This is a genomic window from Oceanisphaera ostreae (assembly GCF_042676125.1).
GTDB classification, from domain to species: domain Bacteria; phylum Pseudomonadota; class Gammaproteobacteria; order Enterobacterales; family Aeromonadaceae; genus Oceanimonas; species Oceanimonas ostreae.
Genome location: NZ_JBHTJS010000001.1, coordinates 20371 through 42928, shown reverse-complemented (window position 1 = coordinate 42928; position 22558 = coordinate 20371). Strand labels below are relative to the sequence as shown.

Genomic DNA, 22558 nt, shown 5'->3' with positions numbered 1-22558 from the left:
CCTTTACTACAACTGCGAAGGCAGAGGAGTCAGTCCATTAACGGGGCAGAGTTGCAATAGCTGAGTCAGCTTACTGCCACAGGGCAATATCAAGTCGGGAACTAAATCGGCTAGCGGATACAACACAAATTCGCGTTGCTTCATGCCGTAGTGAGGCACAGTTAACCGCGGGTCATCAATCACCAGATTACCATAAAGCAGAATATCCAAGTCTAGGGTGCGTGGCCCCCAGCGTTCGTCTTTGCGTACCCGCCCCTGAGCTTGCTCTATGCCTTGCAATGCATCTAGCAAGTCAAGCGGCGCCAGCGAGGTATCAAACATCGACACCCCATTAATATACGGTGGCTGGTCGGCTGGGCCCATCGGCTGGCTTTGATAAAGCGCAGAGTGACGTAGACTCCCCGCATTAGCTAAGCCAGACAATGCCTGTTGCGCGGCTTTAATTTGCGCCAATGGCTGGTTCAAATTTGCACCCAGGGCAACAAAGACGGTGGTCATACTTCTTTTTTCTTACGCGGTCGACGACGAGGGCGCTTGCGCGGCTTGCTAGACTCGTCCCCAAACTGGTTATGCCGAGCCTGAGCATGGCGAGAGAGCTGCTGCCTGTCCACAGGATTGGCCAGCTGAAATTCGGTCCACCATTCGGCCAGCTCTTTAAGCTGTGGATTTAACTCTGCTCTTAACAATAAAAAGTCATAACCGGCACGAAATTTAGGATGCTCTAACAAACGATGTGGGCGTTTGCCACTGCGTCTGGTTAGGCGGTCTTGTAGCATCCAAATATCACGTACCACCGAGCTGAAACGGCGCGGAATGGCAACACTCTTCACCTGACGACCCAGTACTTCATCCATGGCCATCATAAAGGCATCGTAATAACTCAGCCCGCCTTCGTGCATAAACTGCTGGGTGCGGATTTCTACCGGGCCCCATAACAGTGCTGCATACAAGAAAGCCGGTGTTACTCGCATATCTTGGGCAATACGTTCGTCGGTATTGGTCAGTGCCAGCTCAAGAAAACGACCGTAGTTATTATCCCCTTGACCTATGACTTCGGCGGCTTCAGGAAACAAAGGCGCAAACAGACCGTAGTGCTGCAAGGTGCGATAGGTTTCTAAGCCATATCCGGCTAACAGCAGTTTTAGGGTTTCTTCAAACAGGCGTGCTGCTGGAATATCCGAGAGCAAAGGTGCTAACTCGCGAATGGGCGCTTCGGTGCGCGGACTGATGGTTAAGCCCAGTTTGGCGGCAAAGCGTACGGCGCGGATCATGCGCACCGGGTCTTCCCGATAGCGAGTTTCCGGGTCGCCAATCAGCTCGAGGCGGCGGGCTTCTAGATCCGCTAGGCCATTAGAGAAGCCCACCACGCTGAAGTCGGCAATGTTGTAATAAAGCGCGTTAACACTAAAGTCGCGGCGTTCGGCATCTTCTTCAATAGTGCCATACACATTGTCGCGCAGCAGCATGCCTTGTGATGACTGAGAGGACATATCTTTGCTGTTATTTACTTGATGATGATGGCCGCGAAAGGTGGCCACCTCGATAATATCGCGACCAAACAGGATGTGGGCCAAGCGAAAACGGCGGCCTACTAGGCGGCTGTTACTGAAAAGCTGCTTAACCTGTTCTGGGGTGGCGCTGGTGGCAATATCGAAGTCTTTGGGCTGTCGGCCCAGCAGCAAATCACGCACTCCACCACCTACCAAGTAGGCTTCAAAGCCGGACTTGTTCAGGCGATACAGTACTTTTAGGGCGTTTTCACTGATCTGACGGCGCGAAATACCATGTTGGTCGCGCTCTAACACCACGGGTTGCAATGGCAACGCCTCCTGTTGTCGGGTCAGCAGCTTTTTACAAAAGCTAGCAATCTGGGAAAAAATAGGACACCTCGCAAGGCCTTAAGCTAAAAAAATTGGCGCACTATAATAGCGCAGAGTGCTGAAAATGCGAACTATCAACGCATCATACCAAACGGATTAAATTACTGATCTATTTTGTTTCTTTATGAAAGTAGACCCAAACACTCAAACAAGCGTGAAACCGTCAGCCACAGATAACAGCAACAAACCAACCATAACGGTGTCTGGCTCACGACATTCCAAGCCACCAAGCCGCGGTAAGCGTTAAGCTGTCAGTGAAGTGCTGAAAGTTAAAAGACGTATTTTCTTTTAACTTACAGCGTACAGCGTAAGGCTTATTGCGATGTTTTACGCTCTTTTTTGCCTCACAGTTCGATATTGGTTCTACCCGGCACTTTATCTAGGCTCCAATTAAGCCTTGCCCAGTTGAGCAGCTCGGCCACGTCGGCTCTTAATAGCTGTGCCGGTGGTTGTTGGCCAAGAAAATTTAGTGCCTGCCATAGCGCCTTGCTTGGATGATTAACATCTAATGCGGGAGCATGGTTTTGTTTCGATAACTTGAGGCCCGCACGAGACGCCAGCGGCAAGTGTAACCAGTTGGGTATCGGCGATTTGAGCAGCTGGTACACCGCAATCTGGCGGCCGGTAGGCTCAAGTAAATCGGCACCGCGCACGACTTCAGTGATGCCTGCTTGGGCATCGTCGAGTACCACCGCCAGATTATAAGCATAAAGGCCATCGCGACGGCGGATAATAAAGTCTTCTTCGGCCAAAGAGCGGGGAATGTTGATGGTTCCCTGCAGTTGGTCATAAAAATGATATACCGGCTGTGCCATCACCAAACGGGTGGCGGCCTGTTGGCTGGTTAATGCCAAGTTGCGGCAATGGCCATTATAAAAACCGCCACTAGCGGCAATCATCTTGCGGGTGCAGTGGCAGTGGTAGGTAAGTCCTGCGCGCGCCCAGTCGTGAAGGGTATCTTGATAGTCACTAAGGCGTTGGCTTTGGTAAACCAGCGGGCCGTCCCAGTGTAAACCAAATGCGTCTAGGGTGTGCAGGATCGCATCGGCCGCCCCGGGAACTTCCCGGGGCGGGTCTAAATCTTCGATGCGCAATAACCATGAGCCTTGCTGGCTTTTGGCCTGTAGATAACTGCCTAGGGCGGCAACTAAAGAGCCAAAGTGCAGAGGGCCACTCGGTGAGGGAGCAAAGCGCCCAATATATGGCTTGGGCGCACTATTATTCATACTATCGCTTAATAACCGGCCATTTGTTTTTCTTTGATTTCTGCCAGAGTCTTACAGTCGATACATAAATCGGCTGTGGGCCTAGCTTCTAATCGGCGAATACCAATTTCTACGCCACAATGTTCGCAGAAGCCAAAATCGTCTTCTTCGATTTTTTGCATGGTTTTTTCGATTTTCTTGATTAGCTTACGTTCTCTATCACGAGCTCGTAATTCAAGCGCAAACTCTTCTTCCTGAGCTGCCCTGTCCACCGGATCGGGGAAGTTGGCTGCTTCGTCCTTCATATAGCCCATGGTGCGATCGACTTCTTCGCGCAACTGATTGCGCCACGCACCCAGAATCTTACGAAAGTGCGTTTTCTGCTCTTCGTTCATGTATTCTTCGTCGGGCTTAGCCTGGTAGGGCTGAACACCGGCTATGGCCAGAATACCGAGAGATTTTTTGGTTTCAACTGCTGGCATTCCGTATCTCCTAAAAAGCTATATAGCGCCAACTAATATTAAGAAGCGGCTATCTATACAGAAAGCACGGCAATAAGGCAATTTTGCATTGCAGTTTCTGCAAAAATCGTTCTTTAAATTCGATATTAACCCATTTTTGCCTCTAGGCGGGCAAGAATGGTCTTGACGATTAAAGAACAGCAGCTTCTCGATGAATCCTCCATATGGGGGGGAATTATGGGGCTTTCAAGAGCGTAGAGAATAAATTTGTCATTATGACTGAAAGTTAGATTATGGACCATGGGGGTAATTTTGCAGTTTTTGTCTTCTTTACAGCAAGGGCAATTGATTAAGCGCTATAAGCGATTTTTGGCCGATGTGATCCCAAATGGCGCGTCGGGCGAGGATTCGCTGACCATTCATTGCCCCAATACCGGTAAAATGACTGGCTGTGCCGAGCCGGGCTGGACGGTGTATTTTTCTACGTCCGATAATGCTAAACGTAAATATGCTCATACTTGGGAGCTAGTTAAAAACGGCCAAGACGATTTTATTTGCGTTAATACTACTCGAGCCAATCAACTGGTCGCAGAGGCACTTGCTCAACGTCAAATTCCGCAACTAGCTCAATATAGTGAGATAAAGGCCGAGGTTCGTTATGGCCACGAGAACAGTCGTATCGATTTTTTATTACGTGAAGCAGGTCAACCTGACTGCTATGTGGAAGTAAAAAGCGTGACTCTTTTAGATGACACAATCTTAGAGGGCAAAGAGCAAGTAGATGCACAAGGGCAGGGATACTTCCCCGACACTCAAAGTGTGCGTGCACAAAAACATGTGCGTGAGCTAATGCAGTGTGTGCAAGATGGGCAGCGAGCAGTGTTGTTATTTTGCGTGCTGCATACCGGCATTACTCGCGTTAGCCCCGCTCATCATCTCGACCCCGTATATGGGGCGTTAATTACCGAAGCACTGGCTGCTGGAGTCGAGTGTATAGCGTGGCAAGCCAATATCACGCCAGAGGGCATGCAGTTGGTACAAGAACTGCCGTTTATTGGGTAAGTGATAGCATCAAGCGCCCGGCGCCCAGCTAAAGAAAAAGACGATGGGTTGTTGGTTTTTCAGTGGCTGACAGGCTTAAAGCTTACCGCTGACAGTTTTGTTTCCCATTTAATTCCCAAGACTCCAGTATTTCATAATGGGGGCCTTGTTCGTTGGGCATAGAGCGATATAAGCAGAGCTTGGTGGGGCGATAAATAATGGGCGTAATGGCGGGGAGTTCTGGCAGGCAAGGGTGGCGAAACAGCGTAATATGTGGCCGATAAGCCTTATGTGGCGGGCCTAATTTTAAGGAACCACATCGATTATTGATCTCTTGATAAAGAGACATGAGCGCCTCTGGTACCTGATCTGTACCTATCCATACCACGTTAGCGCGGGTAAAGCAGCCCAGTTGATTTAACGGTAGTTCAAAGCTGGGCAGCTGCATTTGCGGCAGTTGCTTCAACAGCGATGTGGACTGGGTGTCGGTCAGCGGACCTAAAAAGCGTAAGGTTAAATGAAACTGGTGGCTAAGAATGCGCCGGCCGGGTAGTGCCAGTTGATCCTGTAGCTGATTTAGTGAGACTGTCAGCTTATCGGCAGGAAATGCCAAAAATAATCGTGGGGCGTCAGTGGTCAATGGCATTGTCCTCGTTTTAATCGCTTTTCTGTGCCTCGATAAAAATATGTTTCAATAATAATTTTAGATGTAATCCCCAATGGCGCGCCAGTGAAGCGTTAGGCAATGCCTTGGGCTCAGTCGCCGCTCTATGGTCGCGACTTGGCACTGATCACCTCATCTATAAACAGCATTTATCCTTGCGGTCAGCAGTAATACTCAGGTAAGTGTAATAACCCCTTGCTGCAAAGATGCACATAAACGCCATCAGGATATAAAGGCTGCTGAGCTTGAGTTTAAGCATTTATATCTCTTATCTGGTTCGCTAGGAACGTCTTAGTTTGGTGATTTCTCTACATCAGGCACCACTCGGTAATACCTAAATTAGAGCAACAAACCTATACCGATTATTTGTGCACTACTATACATGTGTTCCGGTACTGAGCATCATGTTGTCCTAGCTTATGACCGTGAATGTAAAGTCAGGCGTATAGTCCTTTGCAGAGGTATTTGGCACAATATAACCGTTTTTAACTGCAGGGTAATCATGTGAATCAGCTTCCTATCGTCGAGGTGTTGCCGCAATTACAAGCGGCACTGTCGGCCACTCAGATTATTATTGAAGCGCCGCCGGGTGCGGGTAAGTCCACCTGGTTGCCGTTGTGGTTGTTAAAGCAAAGCACTATTGCTGGGCGTATTATTATGCTGGAGCCCAGACGGTTAGCGGCGCGCAGCATAGCGCAATATTTGGCGAGCCAGCTGGGTGAGCTACCCGGCGAACAAATCGGCTATCGCATGCGCGGCGAAAATCGCGTCGGCAAACACACGCGGCTAGAAGTGGTTACCGAAGGTGTACTTACCCGCATGTTGCAGGCTGATCCCGAGCTTAGTGGTATCGACTTGCTGGTGTTTGATGAGTTTCACGAGCGCAGCCTACAGGCAGACTTGGCGCTGGCTTTTGCACTGGAGTGCCAAGCGCTGCGTGATGACTTAAAAATTATCATTATGTCGGCCACGCTCGAAGGGCTGGCGCTTACAGAACTGCTGCCTGAGGCCGTTAGCATCAGCAGTGCCGGGCGAAGTTATCCGGTGGCAGTTAGCTATCAGCCGCGCAATCAGCACAGCCGATTAGATGAAGCGATGGGGCGCGCGATTGTAACGGCGCTGGCGCAAAATACAGGCAGCGTGTTAGCGTTTTTACCCGGCGAGCGAGAAATAAAAGCCACGCTCAACTGGCTGACAGACAAAACCAATGCCGACGTTGAGCTTAGGCCTTTGTATGGTCGGCTCTCTTTAACCGAGCAACAAGCGGCCATTGCCCCCGCAGTGGCTGGGCGGCGTAAGGTGGTGCTGGCCACCAATGTGGCGGAAACGTCACTGACCATCGATGGTATTAGCATAGTGGTGGACTCGGGGCTGGAGCGACGCGCCGAATTTGAGCCTCAATCGGGAATTACTCGGTTGTATAGCCGGCAAATAGGGCAGGCGTCTGCGACGCAAAGAGCCGGGCGAGCAGGGCGTTTGCAACCGGGAAGTTGTGTGCGGCTGTGGAGTCAAGAGCAACAAGAACGGCTGGCCGCACGGCGCCCCGCAGAAATTGAACAAAGCGATTTGGCCGGCTTTGCATTGGAGTGTGCCGCTTGGGGGGCTACGCCCGAGCAGCTCCCGCTACTCACGGTACCGCCGGCACCGCTGTTAGCTGCGGCACGTCATCAATTGGCAGAACTTGGCTTATTGGCGGGTTCACAACTTACAACCTTAGGGCGACGAGTGTGGCAACTGGGTTGTGAGCCATGGCTGGGGCAGTTATTGCTCAGTGCCCAAGATTGGCAACAAAAAGGATACAAAGGTGCGTTGGCCGATGCGGTATATTTGGTGGCTTTATTAGAAGAAGGGCGATGGGAGTCCGGTCCCTTATCTGGCCAGATATTAGCGCGTCAAAAGCAGTTAACTACGCAAGCGCGACGTTGGTTTACTCGCCTAAGCGCACCAGAAAGCCGACCTACTGGGCAGTATGTCGGCCCTTTGTTGGCCAATGCTCGACCCGACTGGGTGGGTTTGCAACGCCAGCAATATCGGTATGGCTTAGCGGGGGGGCTTAGTGCCGATTTGCCTCAAACCAGCCCGTTGCTGGGTAAAGCCATGTTGGCCATTGCCGCCCTGGGGCGAAACGATCTGGGGGTGTTTATTCAGGCGGCAGAACCCGTGACCCTAGAACAATTACAGCAATATGTGCCAGCGCGCTTCATTCACCGCGAACAACTGAGCTGGGATAGCGACGCCAACCGAGTAAGGGCCGAACGTCAGTGGTGTTTTGGCCAGCTCATATTGCGGCGCTCACCTTTGCAGAAAATTAGTCCCGAACAAAAAGCCGGTTGTTTGCTGGTTGAATTACAGCGGCGCGGTTGGTCGGCCTTGCCGTTGGATGAAGCCGCTCAGCAATATTGGCTTAGATTGCAACTGGCCGGACAAAAGCTGGCCGATAGCGGCTTTGTCCCGTGCGACGAAAATACCTGGCTGGCAGAGGCAGAACACTGGTTACTGCCTTATCTAACGGGGCTTGGGCGTTGGGATGAGCTGTCTCGCTTAAACTGGAGTGATATTTTTAAAAGTCGACTGGACTGGTCACAACAACAATTGCTGGATACCCTGCTACCCGGCGCTGTTACATTAGCTACCGGCAGTCGAGCGCGAATTCGCTATCGAGCCGAAGACGACCCTATATTACCCGTGCGCTTGCAAGAAGTGTTTGGTCAGGCGAGCGGACCTGAACTGGCGCGCGGGCGAGTGGCCTTGGTGCTAGAGCTATTATCTCCGGCACGACGGCCGCTACAAATTACTCGAGACTTAGCCGCTTTTTGGGCGGGGTCTTATCAAGATGTAAAAAAAGAAATGCGCGGGCGCTATCCTAAGCATCATTGGCCAGATAGCCCAGCCACCACGGCACCCACGCGGCACACCAAGAGGCATATAAAACACTGATTATGGCAAAACAGACTCGAAGTAAAAAATCGAAAAAAAAGCCGGTAAAAACCTCCCGCCGTTGGTGGAGCTTATTGCTTAAGTTAACGCTGGTGTTTGCGGTGCTTATGGGCATCTTTGGTATTTATCTCGACAGCCAAGTAAGAGAACGCTTCGATGGGCAGAAGTGGGCGTTGCCGGCGCTGGTATACAGCCGCCCGCTCGAGCTATTTCCTGACCAACGGCTTTCTCATGACCAAATGGTGCGCGAACTACAGCTATTGAATTATCGCAAAGTTGCTAGCCCCAGTCGGCCTGGTGAATATTCGGTGGGCAGTAATCGCATTGAGATCCATCGCCGCTCCTTTAACTTCTCTGACGGTGCGGAGGACGCGCGTCGGATCTTGTTAACCTTCTCAGGACAGCGATTACAACGCATGCAAAATCCGGCCAATGGCCGTGAACTGGGCTATGCGCGAATGGATCCAGTCTTGCTTGACAGATTAAATGTGGAAGAGCGTGAAGACCGTTTACTGGTGCGCCTAGATCAAGTGCCTGAACTGCTGAAAACTGCGCTTATCACCGTAGAGGACAGAGACTTTTATGAACACGATGGCGTATCGCCGATGGCCATACTGCGCGCGCTCGTTGTAAACATTAAGGCTGGGCGTACGGTACAGGGCGGCAGCACCTTGACCCAACAGTTGGCGAAAAACTTCTTTTTAACCCAAGACCGCAGCCTGTGGCGCAAAGCTCAAGAAGCCTACATGGCGCTGATTATTGATTTTCGCTACGAAAAAGATGAGATACTCGAGGCCTATTTTAACGAGGTGTACCTTGGGCAAAACGGTGGCCAAGGCGTATATGGTTTTGGTTTAGCCAGCTATTTCTATTTCGGCGTACCTTTGAATGAGTTAAACCCAGATCAAATTGCCCTGATGGTGGCGTTAGTGAAGGGACCTTCTTACTACGATCCTTGGCGTAATACTGAGCGAGCTCAAAGCCGCCGTGATTTGGTGCTGCGATTACTGGCCAACGATGGTCATATAGATCGCGCCACCTACGAACAAGCCAGCAATACGCCTTTGCAATTAATTGAACGTGGGCAAATGGGTTACGGTCGTACGCCTGCGTTTATGGGCATGCTGCGCCAAGAGCTGCAAGATCGCTTTGGTGCCGACTTTTTGCACCGAAATGGTATTAAGATTTTCAGTAGTCTAGATCCTATTGCTCAGCACAGTGCCGAGCAGGCCATTAGCGAGCAGTTAAAACAGCTCAGAATCAATACCAAAAAATCTGATCTAGAAGCTGCCATGGTGGTCACTAACTGGCGTAAAGGTGAAGTGAGCGCCGTAGTGGGTGGTGCCGATCCGAGTTTTGCTGGTTTTAACCGAGCACTAGCGGCACGTCGCCCCATTGGCTCGCTAATTAAGCCGCCAATATATGCCGAGGCGTTGGCCAATGGCTTTACGTTGGGCAGTGCCATCAAAGATCAGCCGATTAGTCTGCGTAGCGCCGGTGGACAGGTCTGGAAACCTCAAAACTACGATCGAAAATTTCGTGGTCAGGTGATGCTGGTAGATGCGTTGTCTAAATCGCTAAACGTACCGACCGTGAATTTGGGGATGGCAGTTGGCCTAGATAAGGTCATTGAAGGCCTTAAACGCATGGGCGTAAGACAGCCTATTCCGGCGTATCCTTCGTTGCTGTTGGGCACCTTAGAGCTGACACCATTGGAAGTAAATCAGCTTTATTTAACGCTAGCTAACCAAGGGTTGTATCAGCCACTGACCTCTATTCGTGCGATTCAAGATGATCAGGGCGAGTTGTTATATCAGCACAATGCCAAGGCCACACAGGTGCTTGCTCCTGAAGCCGGATATTTGGCGTTGTACGGCATGACTCGCGTGGTGGGTGGTGGTACTGCGGCTCATTTAGCGGCGCGTTTTCCTAATCGCGTGATGGCGGGTAAAACCGGTACCACTAACGATTTACGTGACGCTTGGTATGCAGGGTTAGACAACGAAGAGTTGGCCAGTGTATGGATAGGCCGCGATAATAATGGCGTCACCGGATTAACCGGTGCCAGTGGTGCGCTACGCGTATATAGCCGTTATTTAGATAGCCGGGGTATTGATTCTTTGCAGCTAACACCTCCTGCTGGTATCGATCAGGTGAACTTTGCATACAGCGATGGCATGCCTGCCGATCCGCGTTGCGAGCAAACTCGCCTGTTACCTGCTAAATCTGCGGGCTTGCCGAATATTCGAGGGTGTCAACCTAGCATGCCTTCTTTGCCAGAGACTGGCGAAAAAGTGAGTGATTGGCTAAAGGATATTTTTAACTTCGCACGTTAAACTTATCGTGAAGGGTAGAAAATAAACTGTCAGCTTTCACTCGTTAGAAAATCAAGCAGAACGCCAAGCCAAACACAAAACAGGCATCTTGACGAAAGTCAGGATGCCTGTTTTTTTATGCGCTGATTATTGTTGAGCGCATTGCTTTTGAACGTTTTTTAGCTTGGTACTTGGCGTGGACGCTAGTGCTTCACTAACAGCTTAAAGCTTACCGCTGAAAGCTATAATTGTCGTATATGCTTAATTGTATGCAATGGAGGAACGACTTATGTTTTCTTTTCACCATGTCACCCTGAGCGTGCGCGATCTGTCGGTTTCTGAGGGCTTTTACAAAGGGCTGGGGTTTGAGTCAGTGTATCGCTGGCAGGATGAAGCGGATCAACTACAAATTTGTCATTTACAGCTGGGGCAGGCGGTATTGGAGTTGTACTGTTTTCGACCAGAAAATGAGTCAGAAACGATCTCTGACTTTCCACCCTGGGCGAGCGGATTTCGCCTTGGTTTAAGGCATTTTGCGTTGCAGGTTAGCGACTTAGATGAGGCGTTGAGCGCCTTGCATGGTGCTGGCTTGTTAGTAGAAAAACCGTCAGTAGTGTGTGGGCAAAGCTGCGCACGATACGTGTTTATTATGGACCCAGACGGTAACGGTGTTGAGCTATTAGAAGGGCCGCTGGTTAATATCCAGCGGCCCGAATAGGCGAGTTAGCCTTGCTTGTTAGCGAGACTAGCCTTTCATGGTAGCGAAGGCTTTATCCGCCGCAGCCAAGGTGTGGGCAATTTCTTTCTCACCGTGTGCGAGTGACATAAAGCCCGCTTCAAAAGCAGACGGTGCCAAGTAAACGCCTTGGTCTAGCATTAAGTGGAAGAAGCGCTTAAAGGCATCTACGTCGCAGCGCATGACTTGCTCATAGCCGTGAATATTTTTTTCATCGGTAAAGAAAAAGCCAAACATGGCGCCCACTTGAGTAGTCGTAAACGGGATGCCGTGCTTGTCGGCTGCGGCCTGTAAGCCGTCCACCAACGCCTTGGTGCTTTTTTCAAGCTGGTCATGTACGCCAGGCTCGCTAATGGCTTTAAGCGTGGCTAGGCCCGCCGCCATCGCCACAGGGTTACCAGATAGAGTGCCTGCCTGATACACAGGCCCTGTGGGCGCTAAGTGTTCCATCACATCGCGACGGCCACCAAAAGCACCTACTGGCATGCCGCCACCGATGATTTTACCTAATGTTGTTAAATCGGGCGTCACACCAAAGCGCTGTTGAGCGCCACCTAATGCCACACGGAAACCACACATTACTTCGTCAAAAATCAGCAGTGCGCCGTACTGGTCACAAATAGCGCGCAGGCCTTCGAGAAAACCTGGCGCGGGCGGAATGCAGTTCATGTTGCCGGCAATGGGCTCAACAATAATACAAGCAATCTCATCGGGTGCCGCAGCAAAAGCGGCCTTAACGGAGTCTAAGTCGTTGAACGTGGCGGTTAGGGTATGCTTGGCAAAGTCGGCGGGCACACCGGGTGAGTTAGGCTGGCCAAGGGTTAGCGCGCCAGAACCGGCTTTTACTAATAGGCAGTCGGCATGGCCGTGATAGCAACCTTCAAACTTAAGAATTTTATCGCGATGAGTAAAGCCACGAGCAAGGCGAATGGCGCTCATGGTCGCTTCGGTGCCCGAGTTCACCATGCGCACTTGCTCCATGGACGGTACTAGCTCGTTTACTTTTTCAGCCATAGTCACTTCAGCTGCGGTAGGGGCACCGAAGCTTAAGCCACGGTCTACCGCTTCAATTACGGCATCGCGTACTACCTTGGCGTTATGGCCTAAAATCATCGGGCCCCAAGAGCCGATGTAATCAACATACGACTGTCCGTCAGCATCAAAAATATAGGCGCCGTCGGCGCGCTCAATAAAACGAGGTGTGCCGCCCACACCATTAAAGGCGCGTACCGGAGAGTTAACACCACCAGGAATAACGCGGCGGGCCTTGGTAAATAAATCGTCAGACTTGGACATGTGAGCATCCTTTGAATAGGTCAGGGGGCAGCGAGTGCCGTCAAGGAGGCAAGACTATAGCAAAAATTGAGCAGGGCTTGAATGTTGCTGGCGTCGACTACACGGCTTTGGCACAATCCGCCGCTGTTGTTTATAGGAACTGTTTATAAGAGCAGTTTACAGGAGTCTTTTATGACATCGCCGTTCGACCGTCGTTTAATGGTATTATCGGTGTTCAGCGTATTGTTGCTTGCCGTCACTGGTTACTTAGGGCTGCGTTATTATGAGCAGACGCGATTACTAGAGCAAAATCGGCTACAGACTGATCGTTACCAGCAAGATGTATTAACGCTACGCATTGATTTGCAAACACTGTTAAGTGCAGAAAGCAGTCAACTGGCGCAGTTAGCTCTGCAAGCTCAACAGTTAGCTAGCCAGGCTCAGCAACTGGCACTTTATCGTCAAGTGTTGGCCCCAGACGGGGGAGCTGAATTATTACTGGCACAAGAAGATATTATTGTGCTGGCTGAGCCTGGGCTATTTGCTTATCGTTTAGTCTTGCTGCAGCCCACTCAAACTCGTCACCGAGTGACGGGTGAAGCACGATTAACAGTGCGGGCGCTGCAAAACGGTCAATCGGTGGCATTCACCGACGAAATGTTAGGGGTGTCCCCGGTGACTCTGGATTTTCGACATTTTCAGGTGTTGACCGGCCAGCTACGATTGCCTGCGGACAGCCAGGCACAAACATTGGAGCTACAGCTAAAGTTGAACAATAAGGCGTCTCGAACCTTAAGCCTTAATTGGCCTGTTTCGGACAATACTTGATCTGTTTAGTCGGGTATTAGATACTTTCAGTCGATAACTAATTCAAGAGGTAGTGATGAGCGAAGCAATTCCCTTGCCAATCCAGATGAGCGATGCGGCAGCCACCAAGATTCAGGCATTGATCAGCGAAGAAGAAAACCCAGATCTGCGTTTGCGGGTATATATTACCGGCGGCGGTTGTTCGGGTTTTGAGTATGGTTTTACCTTCGATGAAAAAACCAACGATGGCGATACCGTAATCGAGAAAAACGGCGTGCTCATGGTCGTCGATAGCATGAGCCTGCAGTACCTCATTGGCGGAACAGTAGACTATATCGATGGCCTGGCCGGCTCTCGTTTTCTAGTGACTAACCCCAATGCGACCAGCACCTGCGGTTGTGGCTCTTCATTTAGTGTGTAGCCACATTAGTATTATTCTCTGCGCCCGTATTAATAATAAAAAGGTGGATTATGTCTGTGTTTGATTGGTTTAAGGGGGAGTCGTCCGAGATAAACCCAGCTCCTGCAGTGGAATCGACCGATAAGCTGGTGCTATATCAAAAGGCGTGGTGCCCTTATTGTGACCGTGTAAAAAGCGTAGTTGATGAGCTAGGCCTTATTATCCAGAGCTGCGATACCAACCAACCTGAACATTTACAGGCGTTAATGAGTGGTGGTGGGCAGCGTATGGTGCCGTGTTTACGCATTGAATTTGAGCCGGGCCAATACTTTTGGCTATATGAGTCAGCCGATATTATTGCCTATGTGCGTCGTCACGCCGAGGCCTTAAAGTGAATACACCAGCAGTGAGCGACTTTGCTTTGCATCCACAATTAGCGGCGGATACGCAGCCGTTAGGTGAGCTGCCGTTGAGCTTGGTGTTACTGGTAAATGATAGCCAATATCCTTGGTTGATCTTAGTGCCTAAGCAGACCAATCTTCGGGAAATGCATCACTTAAGCGAAGCTTGTCAACAGCAGTTAATGCGCGAATCCTGTGCAATAGCGAGCGTGATGGAAATGGAACTTGCCGCCGATAAAATTAATGTGGCGGCACTGGGCAACATGGTGCCCCAGTTGCACCTGCATCATGTGGCGCGATTTACTGCCGACGCGGCTTGGCCGGCACCTATCTGGGGAAAACACCCCACCATTGCCTACGCCAAACCAAGCCAAGAAGTGGCTTTGTGGCAACAGCGATTAAGTAAAGTCGACGGATTTACCCCCGCGCGGTACGCCTAAGGCTTTGGGCCGTACGCCTCACGTTAAAGATAAACACCGCTCTGAGGTGAATTTCTGCATCATATCCGGCGCTGCACTTGCTCTAACTTACAGCTTACGGCTTACAGCTTACAGCTCCCCGTAGGGGGTGGCTCCCGAAGGGTTTTAATTCTTCGCCACCATAATGCCACTTACCTTGCTTAGCTGGGCCATCAACTTATTGGCGTGGGGCTTAAACTGAGCCAGCTCGCGCGGAGATAAAAACGCGGCTTGGGGTAGGTCGACACTTTTCGGGTCTTTGTGCACGCCGTTAACCAAAAACTCATAATGCAAATGGGGGCCGGTAACGCGACCGGTAGCACCTACCGTACCGATTTGCTGCTCTTGTTTTACCTTTTCTCCTTTACTTACCAAGCGCTTGTTGAGATGCAGATATTTAGTGATATAGGTATTGTCATGGCGGATCACCACATAATTGCCATTAAAGCGGCTATATCCCGACTGTAATATCACGCCACCACCCGCTGCTAGCACAGGCGTGCCGGTGCTAGCAGCGTAGTCTATGCCACGGTGTGGGCGCACTTGGCCAGTGACGGGGTGTAAACGACGTGGGTTAAAGTTAGAGCTAATATGGGAAAAGTTAACCGGTGCGCGCAAAAAACTCTTCCGCATGGCACGACCTTCTGGCGAGTAATAATTACCATCACTGTGGCGTACCGTTTGGTAGGTCTTGCCTTGGTTAATGAACTCTGCGGCTAGAATATGTCCAATCCCTACCTTAAAGCCGTCCTTGTAGTGCTGCTCATACAAAGCGGTAAAGCTATCGTTGGCCCGAATATCGAGGGCAAAGTCCACATCCCAAGCAAACATGGCAGCCAAGCTCATTATTTGATTGGCAGTTAACCCCGCGCTGACTCCTGCACTCCAGAAATTAGAGGTCACGTTCGCCTGTGCATATTGAGTGCGATATTCCAACTCGGCTTGTTCAATTTGAGCGTGTAAGCCCGTTGGCGTTTTGCTGATGTGCAGAGTGCGGCTGTTATCTAACGGATATTGCAGGCTGGCAAAGCTGTCATGCTGGTCGAAGATAAACGTCAGCTGCTCACCTGGGAAAATCTTTCTCAATTCATCGGCACTACCACCGAGTTGATTTACCTCGTGCAGTAGGCTAGACGGTAGCCCTGTGCGAGCAAAAATAGCAGACAAGGTATCGCCACTGCGCACTTGAATTAAGCGCTCACGGGTAACACTATGATAGTCGTCGCCTGCTGGCTCTGGGATAGTTAAAGCCAAGTCTAGCGGCAGGCGCTCGCCTAGTGGGTTTTCTTGCATGGCTTCAGGCTGAGAGCGGCTAGCAAGCACCGTCTCTGAAGGGGCTAAAGACAGTAGTCCAACCATCACACTCAATACAGAGATCGCCACTTTATGAGGGCGGGGTAATCGTTTGAAGCGCTTAATCATAAGGAGCCTAGTGTTCTTCCTTGAAAGTGGTAACAACTTTACATTCTTTCCAATTTATCTGCCATTCCAGTAATATGCTCGACTTATTTTGTTTGGTTTGTCTACATAGCCGTTTCGAATGATAATAAGTATTCAGAACAGCTATTTAGGTGCACAGGAGTAGAGTTGTCATGTCCCAGCTAGAAACGGCGTTAGCGGAAATTAAACGCGGTGTTGAAGAAATATTGGTTGAAGAAGAGCTTGTTGCCAAGCTAAAACTGGGTCGCCCGCTGCGGGTAAAGTTGGGGATGGACCCAACAGCACCTGATATTCACCTAGGGCACACGGTGATCCTGAATAAGTTACGCCAGTTTCAAGACTTGGGCCACGATGTACTATTGCTGATCGGTGATTTTACTGCTCAAGTTGGCGACCCCAGTGGTAAGAACAGCACACGTCCGCCACTTACTCCAGAGCAAGTCGCTGACAACGCCAAAACCTATGCTGAGCAAGCATTTAAGGTGCTGGACGCCCATAAAACGCAGATTGTTTATAACTCGAGTTGGTTAGGCGAGCTGGGTGCCACGGGTATGATCAAGCTGGCGTCTAAGTTAACGGTGGCGCGGATGCTAGAGCGAGATGACTTCAAGAAGCGCTACGGCTCTGGTCAGTCGATTGCTATTCACGAGTTTATGTACCCGCTGTTGCAAGGTTACGACTCGGTAGCATTAAAAGCGGATATTGAATTGGGCGGTACCGATCAGAAGTTTAACTTGCTGATGGGCCGAGAACTGCAAAAGGACGCTGGGCAGCCCGCGCAAGTGGTCATTACCATGCCGTTGCTAGAAGGCCTAGACGGCGTGAAAAAAATGTCTAAGTCGGCCCATAACTACATTGGGGTGGATGAAGCTCCCGGTGAGATGTTTGGCAAAATCATGTCGTTGTCTGACGAGCTAATGTGGCGTTACTTTGAGCTGTTGTCACGTCGCAGCCTAGAAGAGTTAGCGGTGCTTAAACAGCAAGTGGCCGACGGTGCTAACCCCCGTGATATTAAGATTTTGTTGGCCAAGGAAATTATCGGTCGTTATCACGATGATGCCGCCGCCGAACAGGCGCACCAAGACTTCGTTAATCGTTTTCAGAAAAATGCTATTCCCGACGATCTGCCTGAAGTCTCCCTGAGCTCCGCTATTGAAGGCATGCCGATTGCTAACTTGCTAAAAGAAGCAGGCTTAGTGGCTTCTACCTCAGAAGCGCTACGCATGATCAAGCAAGGCGCGGTTAAGATTAATGGCGAGAAGTTAGAAGACAGCAAGCTCATGGTACAAGCTGGTGAAGCGGTATATCAGGTTGGTAAACGTAAGTTCGCTAAGGTGAGCCTAGCTTAACAAAACACCGTGAGGGGTAAATGGTGGGGGGAAGACCCCACACCTAACTGGTCAGTTAAGGTAGTACTTTTTACACTTTACGGCGCAGCGGCTTAAATCATGCAAACCTGCCAAAAAAGGCCTCCACATTGGAGGCCTTTTTTATTGTTAGCAATAAGCTAAGTCTGTCTTGAGCTGACAGCCTCTCTCGCATTTACTTAACGATTTAACGAAAAAGCCGGTAGTGATAAATGCCAGCGAATAGCGGCGATTCTGAGTATAAAAGTGCCTAACATGCCAAATAAGGTAGCCAGCAGGGGAGTGATACCCAGTTCTAAGGAGAGAGTATACAAAACGCCACCCAAGATGCAGGCGGTGGCATAAATTTCTCGCTGTAACACCATGGGGACTTCTCTGGCTAATAGATCCCGGATCATGCCTCCGGCCACCCCCGTGATCACGCCCATTACTACCGCGACCATACCTGATGTGCCATGACTCAAGGCTTTTTCGGTACCGATAATGGTAAAGATGGCCAAGCCGAAAGCATCGGCCAACGGCAGAATATACCAAGGGAGTCGACGGGGTAGTTTAGCAATATATTGCCCCAGCAAGGCCGTTACCAGAATGACCCACAGATAAAGAGAATCAGTGATCCAAAAAACGGTGTCTGCACCGATGATCAAATCGCGTATGGTGCCGCCGCCAATGGCAGTTACTGCGGCCAACACGATCACGCCAAAGCCATCCATGCGCAGTCGGCCGGCCATTAGCACGCCAGAAAAAGCAAACACAGCCGTACCGAATAAATCACTCCAGTAAAACACAGACTCAACCAAGGGCTGCATTAACTTCCACCTTATCTAATATAAAAAGCGCGTTATTGTATAGAAGCGCCTAAATGAACACAATTTGTACTTAATGCGTGGCTCTGACTTTATCTAGCTGTAGACACAATTGGCGGATACCAACGGGAGTGCGGGGGGTAAAACGATGCAGTAGGTTGGCATCTATGGTGAGCAACTTATCTTGCGCTACGGCATCCATGGTGGGCCATTGTTGCCAGTGCGCCAATTCAGCGATGTCTGCTGCGACTATTACTTGCGGATTTTGTGCCAATACCTGTTCGGCGTTTACTTGCGGATAAGGCGCTGGGCTATCGGCCATAATATTAACCCCGCCGCATAAATCAACCGCCTGCCCCATCCAAGTACTGCCATTAGCTGACATTAAAGGCGTGCTGGCAATTTGATAAAACACCGTTACCGGGCTGGCGTCACGATAGTCTTGTTCAAGCTGGGTTATCTGCTGTTGATAGTCATTGGCCACCGCTCGAGCTTGTTGTTGATGGCCGGTAAGTTGGCCCAACTGCTGCAATTCGTCGGTCAGTTTGGCAAAGGTAGCTGGCGCCGAATAAAAAACGGTAATGCCCAGCTGCTCTAATGGCTGCACCATCTGCTGTTGTGCATTGCCCCAAGCGACGACTAAGTCCGGCTGTAGCGCTAAGATCTGCTCCATATTAAGCGAGCGATAGTTCGCGACTTTGGGCAAATCATTGGCGGCGATGGGATAATCGCTGGCATCATCTACGGCAACCACCTGCTCACCGGCACCAATCGCAAACAGCATTTCGGTGATGTGCGGTGCCAGGCTTATCACGCGCTGGGTACTAGCAACTTGCGAGTTTTCAACCGGTACGTCTTGTGCTTGCACGTTTTGTATTAGTACTTGTGCCATTACCACCGTGCTGATCAGTAAAGGGGGGAGCAAAGTGCAGGGGCGTTGATTATGAGCACTTGTCATTATAAAAGAGTTAACCATTAAATAAGGGTACCAAGGTGAAGGCCCAAGCCAACGATAACCAAAATAACAAGGCAATGATCAGCCGCCACAACAGCGCGCGAGTAGATGTGGCATTAATGTAATTCTTACTGCCAAGCTTGGGATAATAGTCGGTAGCGTCGGTATAGCGCCGTGGGCCACCCAATCCGGCATCTATGCCGGCCCCAGCCACCGCCAACAGGCGACCGCTGGCCGAATAAGCCCACAGTCGGCCTTGAGGCCAAGCCTTGATTGCCCGTATCGAGCCCGGATAAATGAGCAGAGTGATCGCCAATAGCTGAAATGGCAGCCAAGCCATGGTGCGATATAGCCATGACGAGACCAAACCGAAGGCGCGCCACCGCGCAAGCTTGAATGGCCAAGCTTGCGCGGTATAACGCAACAAGGCGAACAGCAAGGCGGCATAAATACCGGCAAAAAAGTACCAGCATAGCAAGGCGGCATCGGCGGCTAAGCGCAATATCGACATTTCTGCCATTGCCTTGTACAGCCCCAGCGGCGATAAAGGATCGGTCTGGCGCAAGCACAAGGGAACGAGCGCAAGCCGTGCCAACTCCTTTTGCTGCTCACCGTGTTGTAAGCACTGAGGGAGTGCGCGACTCAGTCGGCCTAAATCTAAACAGCACCACAGCAATAATGGCTCAAGCAGGCTTGGCGAAGGTGACAGGACCGTTAATGCCCAGTAGGTAGCAGCCAGCGGCAGTAACAAACACACCAGAGTGGCGAAGCCTGCCAGCCTGAGATAGCGAGCACCGTAATGATCGCCATTAAGGCGACAGCCCAGTAGCAACAAACCGTGAGTCAGCGATTGCTGCACGCGTGTGGCGGGTAGCAGCAGGCTCAACAATATGGCGATACTGAGTAAAGAGGCGGGCTGCTCCAGCAGCGACAGATAATCCACGGTGTTCATGTTCAGTCTGGCATGCGCGCGATCATGGCCAGCACCATAGCACTAGAATGCTTAGCGGCCACTTCGATGAAGGCCTCAAAAGATTCGGCCTGTTCTTTACCGGCAATATCGGATAGCGCGCGTACCACCACAAAAGGCACTTTAAACTGATGACATACTTGGCCTACTGCACCGGCTTCCATTTCACAGGCCTTCATCAACGGAAACTGAGTCACGGCTTTTTGTAGCTGATCTTCTCGGTGCATAAACTGATCACCGGTACAAATTAGGCCGACGGCCGAATTAATTTCATTCTGTTCGGCCAGGCACGCTTGCGCCAAGGTGATTAGCTCGCCATCCGCCACAAACGCGGCAGGCTGTTGGGCCATTTGTCCTACTTCGTAACCAAAAGCGGTCACGTCTACGTCGTGAAAACGGACTTCACTGGAGATAATCACATCGCCGACTTTTAATGTCGGATCGAAGCCACCGGCCGAGCCGGTATTAATGACAGCCGTTGGTGAGAAGCGCTCTAGCAGCAGGGTGGTCGCAATACTGGCCGCGACTTTGCCAATGCCCGAGCGAGTAATCACCACGTCTTTGCCCGAGAGGGTACCCTGATAAAATTCGCAGCCCGCCACGGTAATGGTTTGGGTGTTTTCTAATTTGGCACGAAGTACGGCAACTTCCTGCTCCATGGCGCCAATAATGCCGATAGTCATAAGGGTTCTCTCGCAACGAAAATAATGGGGAGTTTATCACTATCTAAGCCGTTCGGCGTAACTGCGACATAAAATATAGCCGCTAGATGCTCACCGTCCACTACAAAGCATCTCAAGACTTCAAGAAAATTCAGCCACGGAATACACAGAAAAACACGGACGCAGTTCACGTGCGATGAGTGACAGAGATAAGAGCTTATTATGGATAGGAGCTCCCCTAGTTTAGGTTGTGGTGTTTGGTTCTAACCCATTAGAGTCTTTAATCTTTAATCGCAAACTTGCCACAAAAAAGGCCGCTCGATGAGCGGCCTGTCATTGCAGTTAGCAGGGATCAGTGAGCTTAGACCCCAATATAGTCCATGATGCCTTCGGCTGCTTTACGGCCTTCGGCGATGGCGGTGACCACCAGGTCTGAACCCCGTACGGCGTCGCCGCCGGCGAAAATCTTGGCATTGCTGGTCTGAAAGGCAAAGTCAGCTTGCTCGGGGGCGACAATACGGCCCCACTGATCAGCTTTGATGCCAAACTCCTTCAACCAAGGTTGATCGTGCGGCTGAAAACCGAACGCCATAATCACCACATCGGCAGGCAGCACCTGCTCAGAACCCGCGATGGGCTCAGGGCGACGACGACCATTGGCATCGGGCTCGCCCAGCTGGGTGGACACCACCTCTACGCCGCTGACCTTGCCGTTGGCGTCAGTCTGCACGCCAGTCGGTTGCAGATTGAACATGAAGTTCACCCCTTCTTCCCGCGCGTTTTGCACCTCGCGGCGAGAGCCTGGCATATTGGCTTCGTCTCGGCGATAGGCACAGACCACGTCGTCGGCACCTTGGCGAAGAGAGGTTCGCACACAGTCCATGGCGGTATCGCCACCGCCCAGTACTACTACCTTCTTGCCGGCCATGTCGATGTAGTCGGAAGTTTGTTTTTCGAAACCCAGCACTCGATTGGCGTTGGAGATCAAAAACGGCAGCGCATCATAAACACCCTCGGCATCTTCGTTGGTCAAACCGCCACGCAGATACTTGTAGGTGCCCACCGCTAGAAACACCGCATCGTAATCGTCAAGTAGGGACTGAAAGCTAACGTCTTGGCCTATCTCGGTATTGAGGCGAAACTTTATACCCATATCGGTAAATATTTCGCGGCGATTGCTCATCACCGACTTTTCCAGCTTGAAAGAAGGAATGCCGAAGGTCAGCAAGCCACCGATTTCCGGATAACGGTCAAATACCACCGGGGTGACGCCATTACGCGCCAACACATCGGCACAGGCGAGGCCTGCCGGGCCGGCACCAATCACCGCCACCTTGCGTTCGGTGGGCACCACATTGGACATGTCCGGGCGCCAGCCCAGCTCGAAAGCCTTGTCGGTAATGTATTTTTCTATATTACCTATGGTGACGGCACCAAATTCGTCGTTAAGCGTACAGGCACCTTCACATAATCGGTCTTGTGGGCAGACTCGGCCGCAGACTTCGGGCAGGCTGTTGGTTTGGTGACACAAGTCTGCCGCCTCAAAGATGCGGCCCTCGTTGGCCAGTTTTAGCCAGTTGGGAATATAGTTGTGTACCGGACACTTCCACTCGCAATAAGGGTTGCCGCAGTCTAGGCAGCGGTCAGCCTGCATCTCGACCTGATTTTCGGAAAAGGGTTCGTAGATTTCCACAAACTCGATTTTACGGGTGCTGATCGGCTTCTTGGCCGGGTCGACACGTTGCACATCGATAAACTGAAATACGTTCTGACTCATC

The 22558-nt window shown here is 50.9% G+C and carries 21 protein-coding genes; 9 read left to right on the top strand and 12 right to left on the bottom strand.

The genetic code is table 11. The features are described 5' to 3' along the window. Positions 1 to 6: 6 nt before the first annotated feature. From folK to dksA, 4 genes are all read right to left on the bottom strand, one after another. Positions 7 to 498, bottom strand: a complete 492-nt coding sequence (gene folK / locus ACFQ1C_RS00175; RefSeq protein WP_379556513.1) for a 2-amino-4-hydroxy-6-hydroxymethyldihydropteridine diphosphokinase — start codon at positions 496 to 498, stop codon at positions 7 to 9. Further along, on the bottom strand, positions 495 to 1847 hold the full coding sequence (gene pcnB, locus ACFQ1C_RS00170; RefSeq protein WP_379556557.1) for a polynucleotide adenylyltransferase PcnB: 1353 nt from the start codon (positions 1845 to 1847) through the stop codon (positions 495 to 497). Before pcnB ends, folK begins: the two co-directional genes overlap by 4 nt. A 377-nt stretch (positions 1848 to 2224) precedes the next feature. Then, a complete protein-coding gene (gene gluQRS / locus ACFQ1C_RS00165; RefSeq protein WP_379556512.1) occupies positions 2225 to 3106 on the bottom strand; it encodes a tRNA glutamyl-Q(34) synthetase GluQRS in 882 nt (293 codons plus the stop codon). A gap of 8 nt (positions 3107 to 3114) precedes the next feature. Further along, positions 3115 to 3567, bottom strand: a complete 453-nt coding sequence (gene dksA / locus ACFQ1C_RS00160) for an RNA polymerase-binding protein DksA (protein WP_379556511.1) — start codon at positions 3565 to 3567, stop codon at positions 3115 to 3117. Between the two features lie 291 nt (positions 3568 to 3858). Between dksA and sfsA the strand changes: the two genes are divergently transcribed. Continuing rightward, positions 3859 to 4608 (top strand): DNA/RNA nuclease SfsA, encoded by a 750-nt coding sequence (gene sfsA, locus ACFQ1C_RS00155; RefSeq protein ID WP_379556556.1) that lies wholly within the window; start codon positions 3859 to 3861, stop codon positions 4606 to 4608. An 82-nt stretch (positions 4609 to 4690) separates the two neighbouring features. On the opposite strand, the gene thpR is transcribed toward sfsA, so the two are convergent. Then, entirely contained in the window at positions 4691 to 5233 is a 543-nt protein-coding gene (thpR, locus tag ACFQ1C_RS00150) for an RNA 2',3'-cyclic phosphodiesterase (protein WP_379556510.1), read from the bottom strand. A gap of 522 nt (positions 5234 to 5755) precedes the next feature. On the opposite strand from thpR, the gene hrpB reads away from it, so the two are divergent. From hrpB to ACFQ1C_RS00135, 3 genes are all read left to right on the top strand, one after another. Next, positions 5756 to 8188, top strand: a complete 2433-nt coding sequence (hrpB, locus tag ACFQ1C_RS00145; protein WP_379556509.1) for an ATP-dependent helicase HrpB — start codon at positions 5756 to 5758, stop codon at positions 8186 to 8188. Positions 8189 to 8190: 2 nt separating this feature from the next. Beyond that, positions 8191 to 10524: a penicillin-binding protein 1B gene (mrcB, locus tag ACFQ1C_RS00140; protein WP_379556508.1), complete on the top strand. Its 2334-nt coding sequence runs from the start codon at positions 8191 to 8193 to the stop codon at positions 10522 to 10524. A gap of 268 nt (positions 10525 to 10792) precedes the next feature. Further along, positions 10793 to 11221: a VOC family protein gene (locus ACFQ1C_RS00135; protein WP_379556507.1), complete on the top strand. Its 429-nt coding sequence runs from the start codon at positions 10793 to 10795 to the stop codon at positions 11219 to 11221. Positions 11222 to 11248: 27 nt separating this feature from the next. Here ACFQ1C_RS00135 and hemL read toward each other — a convergent pair whose 3' ends face one another. Next, positions 11249 to 12535 (bottom strand): glutamate-1-semialdehyde 2,1-aminomutase, encoded by a 1287-nt coding sequence (hemL, locus tag ACFQ1C_RS00130; protein ID WP_379556506.1) that lies wholly within the window; start codon positions 12533 to 12535, stop codon positions 11249 to 11251. Positions 12536 to 12706: 171 nt separating this feature from the next. Here hemL and ACFQ1C_RS00125 point away from each other — a divergent pair, with 171 nt between their 5' ends. Genes ACFQ1C_RS00125 through ACFQ1C_RS00110 form a run of 4 tightly spaced genes read left to right on the top strand, consistent with a single transcriptional unit; the run spans position 12707 to position 14562 of the window. Then, positions 12707 to 13342, top strand: a complete 636-nt coding sequence (locus ACFQ1C_RS00125) for a DUF6776 family protein (protein WP_379556505.1) — start codon at positions 12707 to 12709, stop codon at positions 13340 to 13342. 55 nt (positions 13343 to 13397) lie between these two features. Beyond that, complete coding sequence (erpA, locus tag ACFQ1C_RS00120; RefSeq protein WP_379556504.1) at positions 13398 to 13742, top strand: iron-sulfur cluster insertion protein ErpA; 345 nt, start codon at positions 13398 to 13400, stop codon at positions 13740 to 13742. Between the two features lie 50 nt (positions 13743 to 13792). Beyond that, positions 13793 to 14116 (top strand): glutaredoxin family protein, encoded by a 324-nt coding sequence (locus tag ACFQ1C_RS00115; protein WP_379556503.1) that lies wholly within the window; start codon positions 13793 to 13795, stop codon positions 14114 to 14116. Next, entirely contained in the window at positions 14113 to 14562 is a 450-nt protein-coding gene (locus ACFQ1C_RS00110) for an HIT domain-containing protein (RefSeq protein ID WP_379556502.1), read from the top strand. The genes ACFQ1C_RS00115 and ACFQ1C_RS00110 overlap by 4 nt, the downstream gene beginning before the upstream one ends. A 144-nt stretch (positions 14563 to 14706) precedes the next feature. Here the strand turns inward: ACFQ1C_RS00110 and ACFQ1C_RS00105 are convergent, their stop codons facing one another. Beyond that, positions 14707 to 16002: a peptidoglycan DD-metalloendopeptidase family protein gene (locus ACFQ1C_RS00105; RefSeq protein WP_379556501.1), complete on the bottom strand. Its 1296-nt coding sequence runs from the start codon at positions 16000 to 16002 to the stop codon at positions 14707 to 14709. Positions 16003 to 16172: 170 nt separating this feature from the next. On the opposite strand from ACFQ1C_RS00105, the gene tyrS reads away from it, so the two are divergent. Further along, the gene (tyrS, locus tag ACFQ1C_RS00100; protein ID WP_379556500.1) at positions 16173 to 17369 is read left to right on the top strand and encodes a tyrosine--tRNA ligase; all 1197 of its coding nucleotides are present in this window, start codon (positions 16173 to 16175) and stop codon (positions 17367 to 17369) included. A gap of 197 nt (positions 17370 to 17566) precedes the next feature. On the opposite strand, the gene ACFQ1C_RS00095 is transcribed toward tyrS, so the two are convergent. The 5 genes from ACFQ1C_RS00095 to ACFQ1C_RS00075 form a co-directional block, all read right to left on the bottom strand. Beyond that, a complete protein-coding gene (locus ACFQ1C_RS00095; protein WP_379556499.1) occupies positions 17567 to 18196 on the bottom strand; it encodes a trimeric intracellular cation channel family protein in 630 nt (209 codons plus the stop codon). 70 nt (positions 18197 to 18266) lie between these two features. Then, the gene (locus ACFQ1C_RS00090; protein ID WP_379556498.1) at positions 18267 to 19085 is read right to left on the bottom strand and encodes a cobalamin-binding protein; all 819 of its coding nucleotides are present in this window, start codon (positions 19083 to 19085) and stop codon (positions 18267 to 18269) included. Between the two features lie 76 nt (positions 19086 to 19161). Then, entirely contained in the window at positions 19162 to 20100 is a 939-nt protein-coding gene (locus tag ACFQ1C_RS00085) for a cobalamin biosynthesis protein (protein WP_379556497.1), read from the bottom strand. Positions 20101 to 20102: 2 nt separating this feature from the next. Next, positions 20103 to 20801, bottom strand: coding sequence for a 5'-methylthioadenosine/S-adenosylhomocysteine nucleosidase (gene mtnN / locus ACFQ1C_RS00080; protein WP_379556496.1), 699 nt, complete (start codon positions 20799 to 20801; stop codon positions 20103 to 20105). 340 nt (positions 20802 to 21141) lie between these two features. Then, on the bottom strand, positions 21142 to 22557 hold the full coding sequence (locus ACFQ1C_RS00075; protein ID WP_379556495.1) for an FAD-dependent oxidoreductase: 1416 nt from the start codon (positions 22555 to 22557) through the stop codon (positions 21142 to 21144). Position 22558: the final 1 nt, after the last annotated feature.

What these genes read in the sequence shown, in the direction of transcription:
- folK (WP_379556513.1), bottom strand. Translation starts at nt 498, where the DNA reads ATGACCACCGTCTTTGTTGCCCTGGGTGCAAATTTGAACCAGCCATTG.
- gluQRS (WP_379556512.1), bottom strand. Translation starts at nt 3,106, where the DNA reads ATGAATAATAGTGCGCCCAAGCCATATATTGGGCGCTTTGCTCCCTCA.
- dksA (WP_379556511.1), bottom strand. Translation starts at nt 3,567, where the DNA reads ATGCCAGCAGTTGAAACCAAAAAATCTCTCGGTATTCTGGCCATAGCC.
- thpR (WP_379556510.1), bottom strand. Translation starts at nt 5,233, where the DNA reads ATGCCATTGACCACTGACGCCCCACGATTATTTTTGGCATTTCCTGCC.
- mrcB (WP_379556508.1), top strand. Translation starts at nt 8,191, where the DNA reads ATGGCAAAACAGACTCGAAGTAAAAAATCGAAAAAAAAGCCGGTAAAA.
- ACFQ1C_RS00135 (WP_379556507.1), top strand. Translation starts at nt 10,793, where the DNA reads ATGTTTTCTTTTCACCATGTCACCCTGAGCGTGCGCGATCTGTCGGTT.
- hemL (WP_379556506.1), bottom strand. Translation starts at nt 12,535, where the DNA reads ATGTCCAAGTCTGACGATTTATTTACCAAGGCCCGCCGCGTTATTCCT.
- ACFQ1C_RS00125 (WP_379556505.1), top strand. Translation starts at nt 12,707, where the DNA reads ATGACATCGCCGTTCGACCGTCGTTTAATGGTATTATCGGTGTTCAGC.
- erpA (WP_379556504.1), top strand. Translation starts at nt 13,398, where the DNA reads ATGAGCGAAGCAATTCCCTTGCCAATCCAGATGAGCGATGCGGCAGCC.
- ACFQ1C_RS00115 (WP_379556503.1), top strand. Translation starts at nt 13,793, where the DNA reads ATGTCTGTGTTTGATTGGTTTAAGGGGGAGTCGTCCGAGATAAACCCA.
- ACFQ1C_RS00105 (WP_379556501.1), bottom strand. Translation starts at nt 16,002, where the DNA reads ATGATTAAGCGCTTCAAACGATTACCCCGCCCTCATAAAGTGGCGATC.
- tyrS (WP_379556500.1), top strand. Translation starts at nt 16,173, where the DNA reads ATGTCCCAGCTAGAAACGGCGTTAGCGGAAATTAAACGCGGTGTTGAA.
- ACFQ1C_RS00095 (WP_379556499.1), bottom strand. Translation starts at nt 18,196, where the DNA reads ATGCAGCCCTTGGTTGAGTCTGTGTTTTACTGGAGTGATTTATTCGGT.
- ACFQ1C_RS00090 (WP_379556498.1), bottom strand. Translation starts at nt 19,085, where the DNA reads ATGGCACAAGTACTAATACAAAACGTGCAAGCACAAGACGTACCGGTT.
- ACFQ1C_RS00085 (WP_379556497.1), bottom strand. Translation starts at nt 20,100, where the DNA reads ATGAACACCGTGGATTATCTGTCGCTGCTGGAGCAGCCCGCCTCTTTA.
- mtnN (WP_379556496.1), bottom strand. Translation starts at nt 20,801, where the DNA reads ATGACTATCGGCATTATTGGCGCCATGGAGCAGGAAGTTGCCGTACTT.
- ACFQ1C_RS00075 (WP_379556495.1), bottom strand. Translation starts at nt 22,557, where the DNA reads ATGAGTCAGAACGTATTTCAGTTTATCGATGTGCAACGTGTCGACCCG.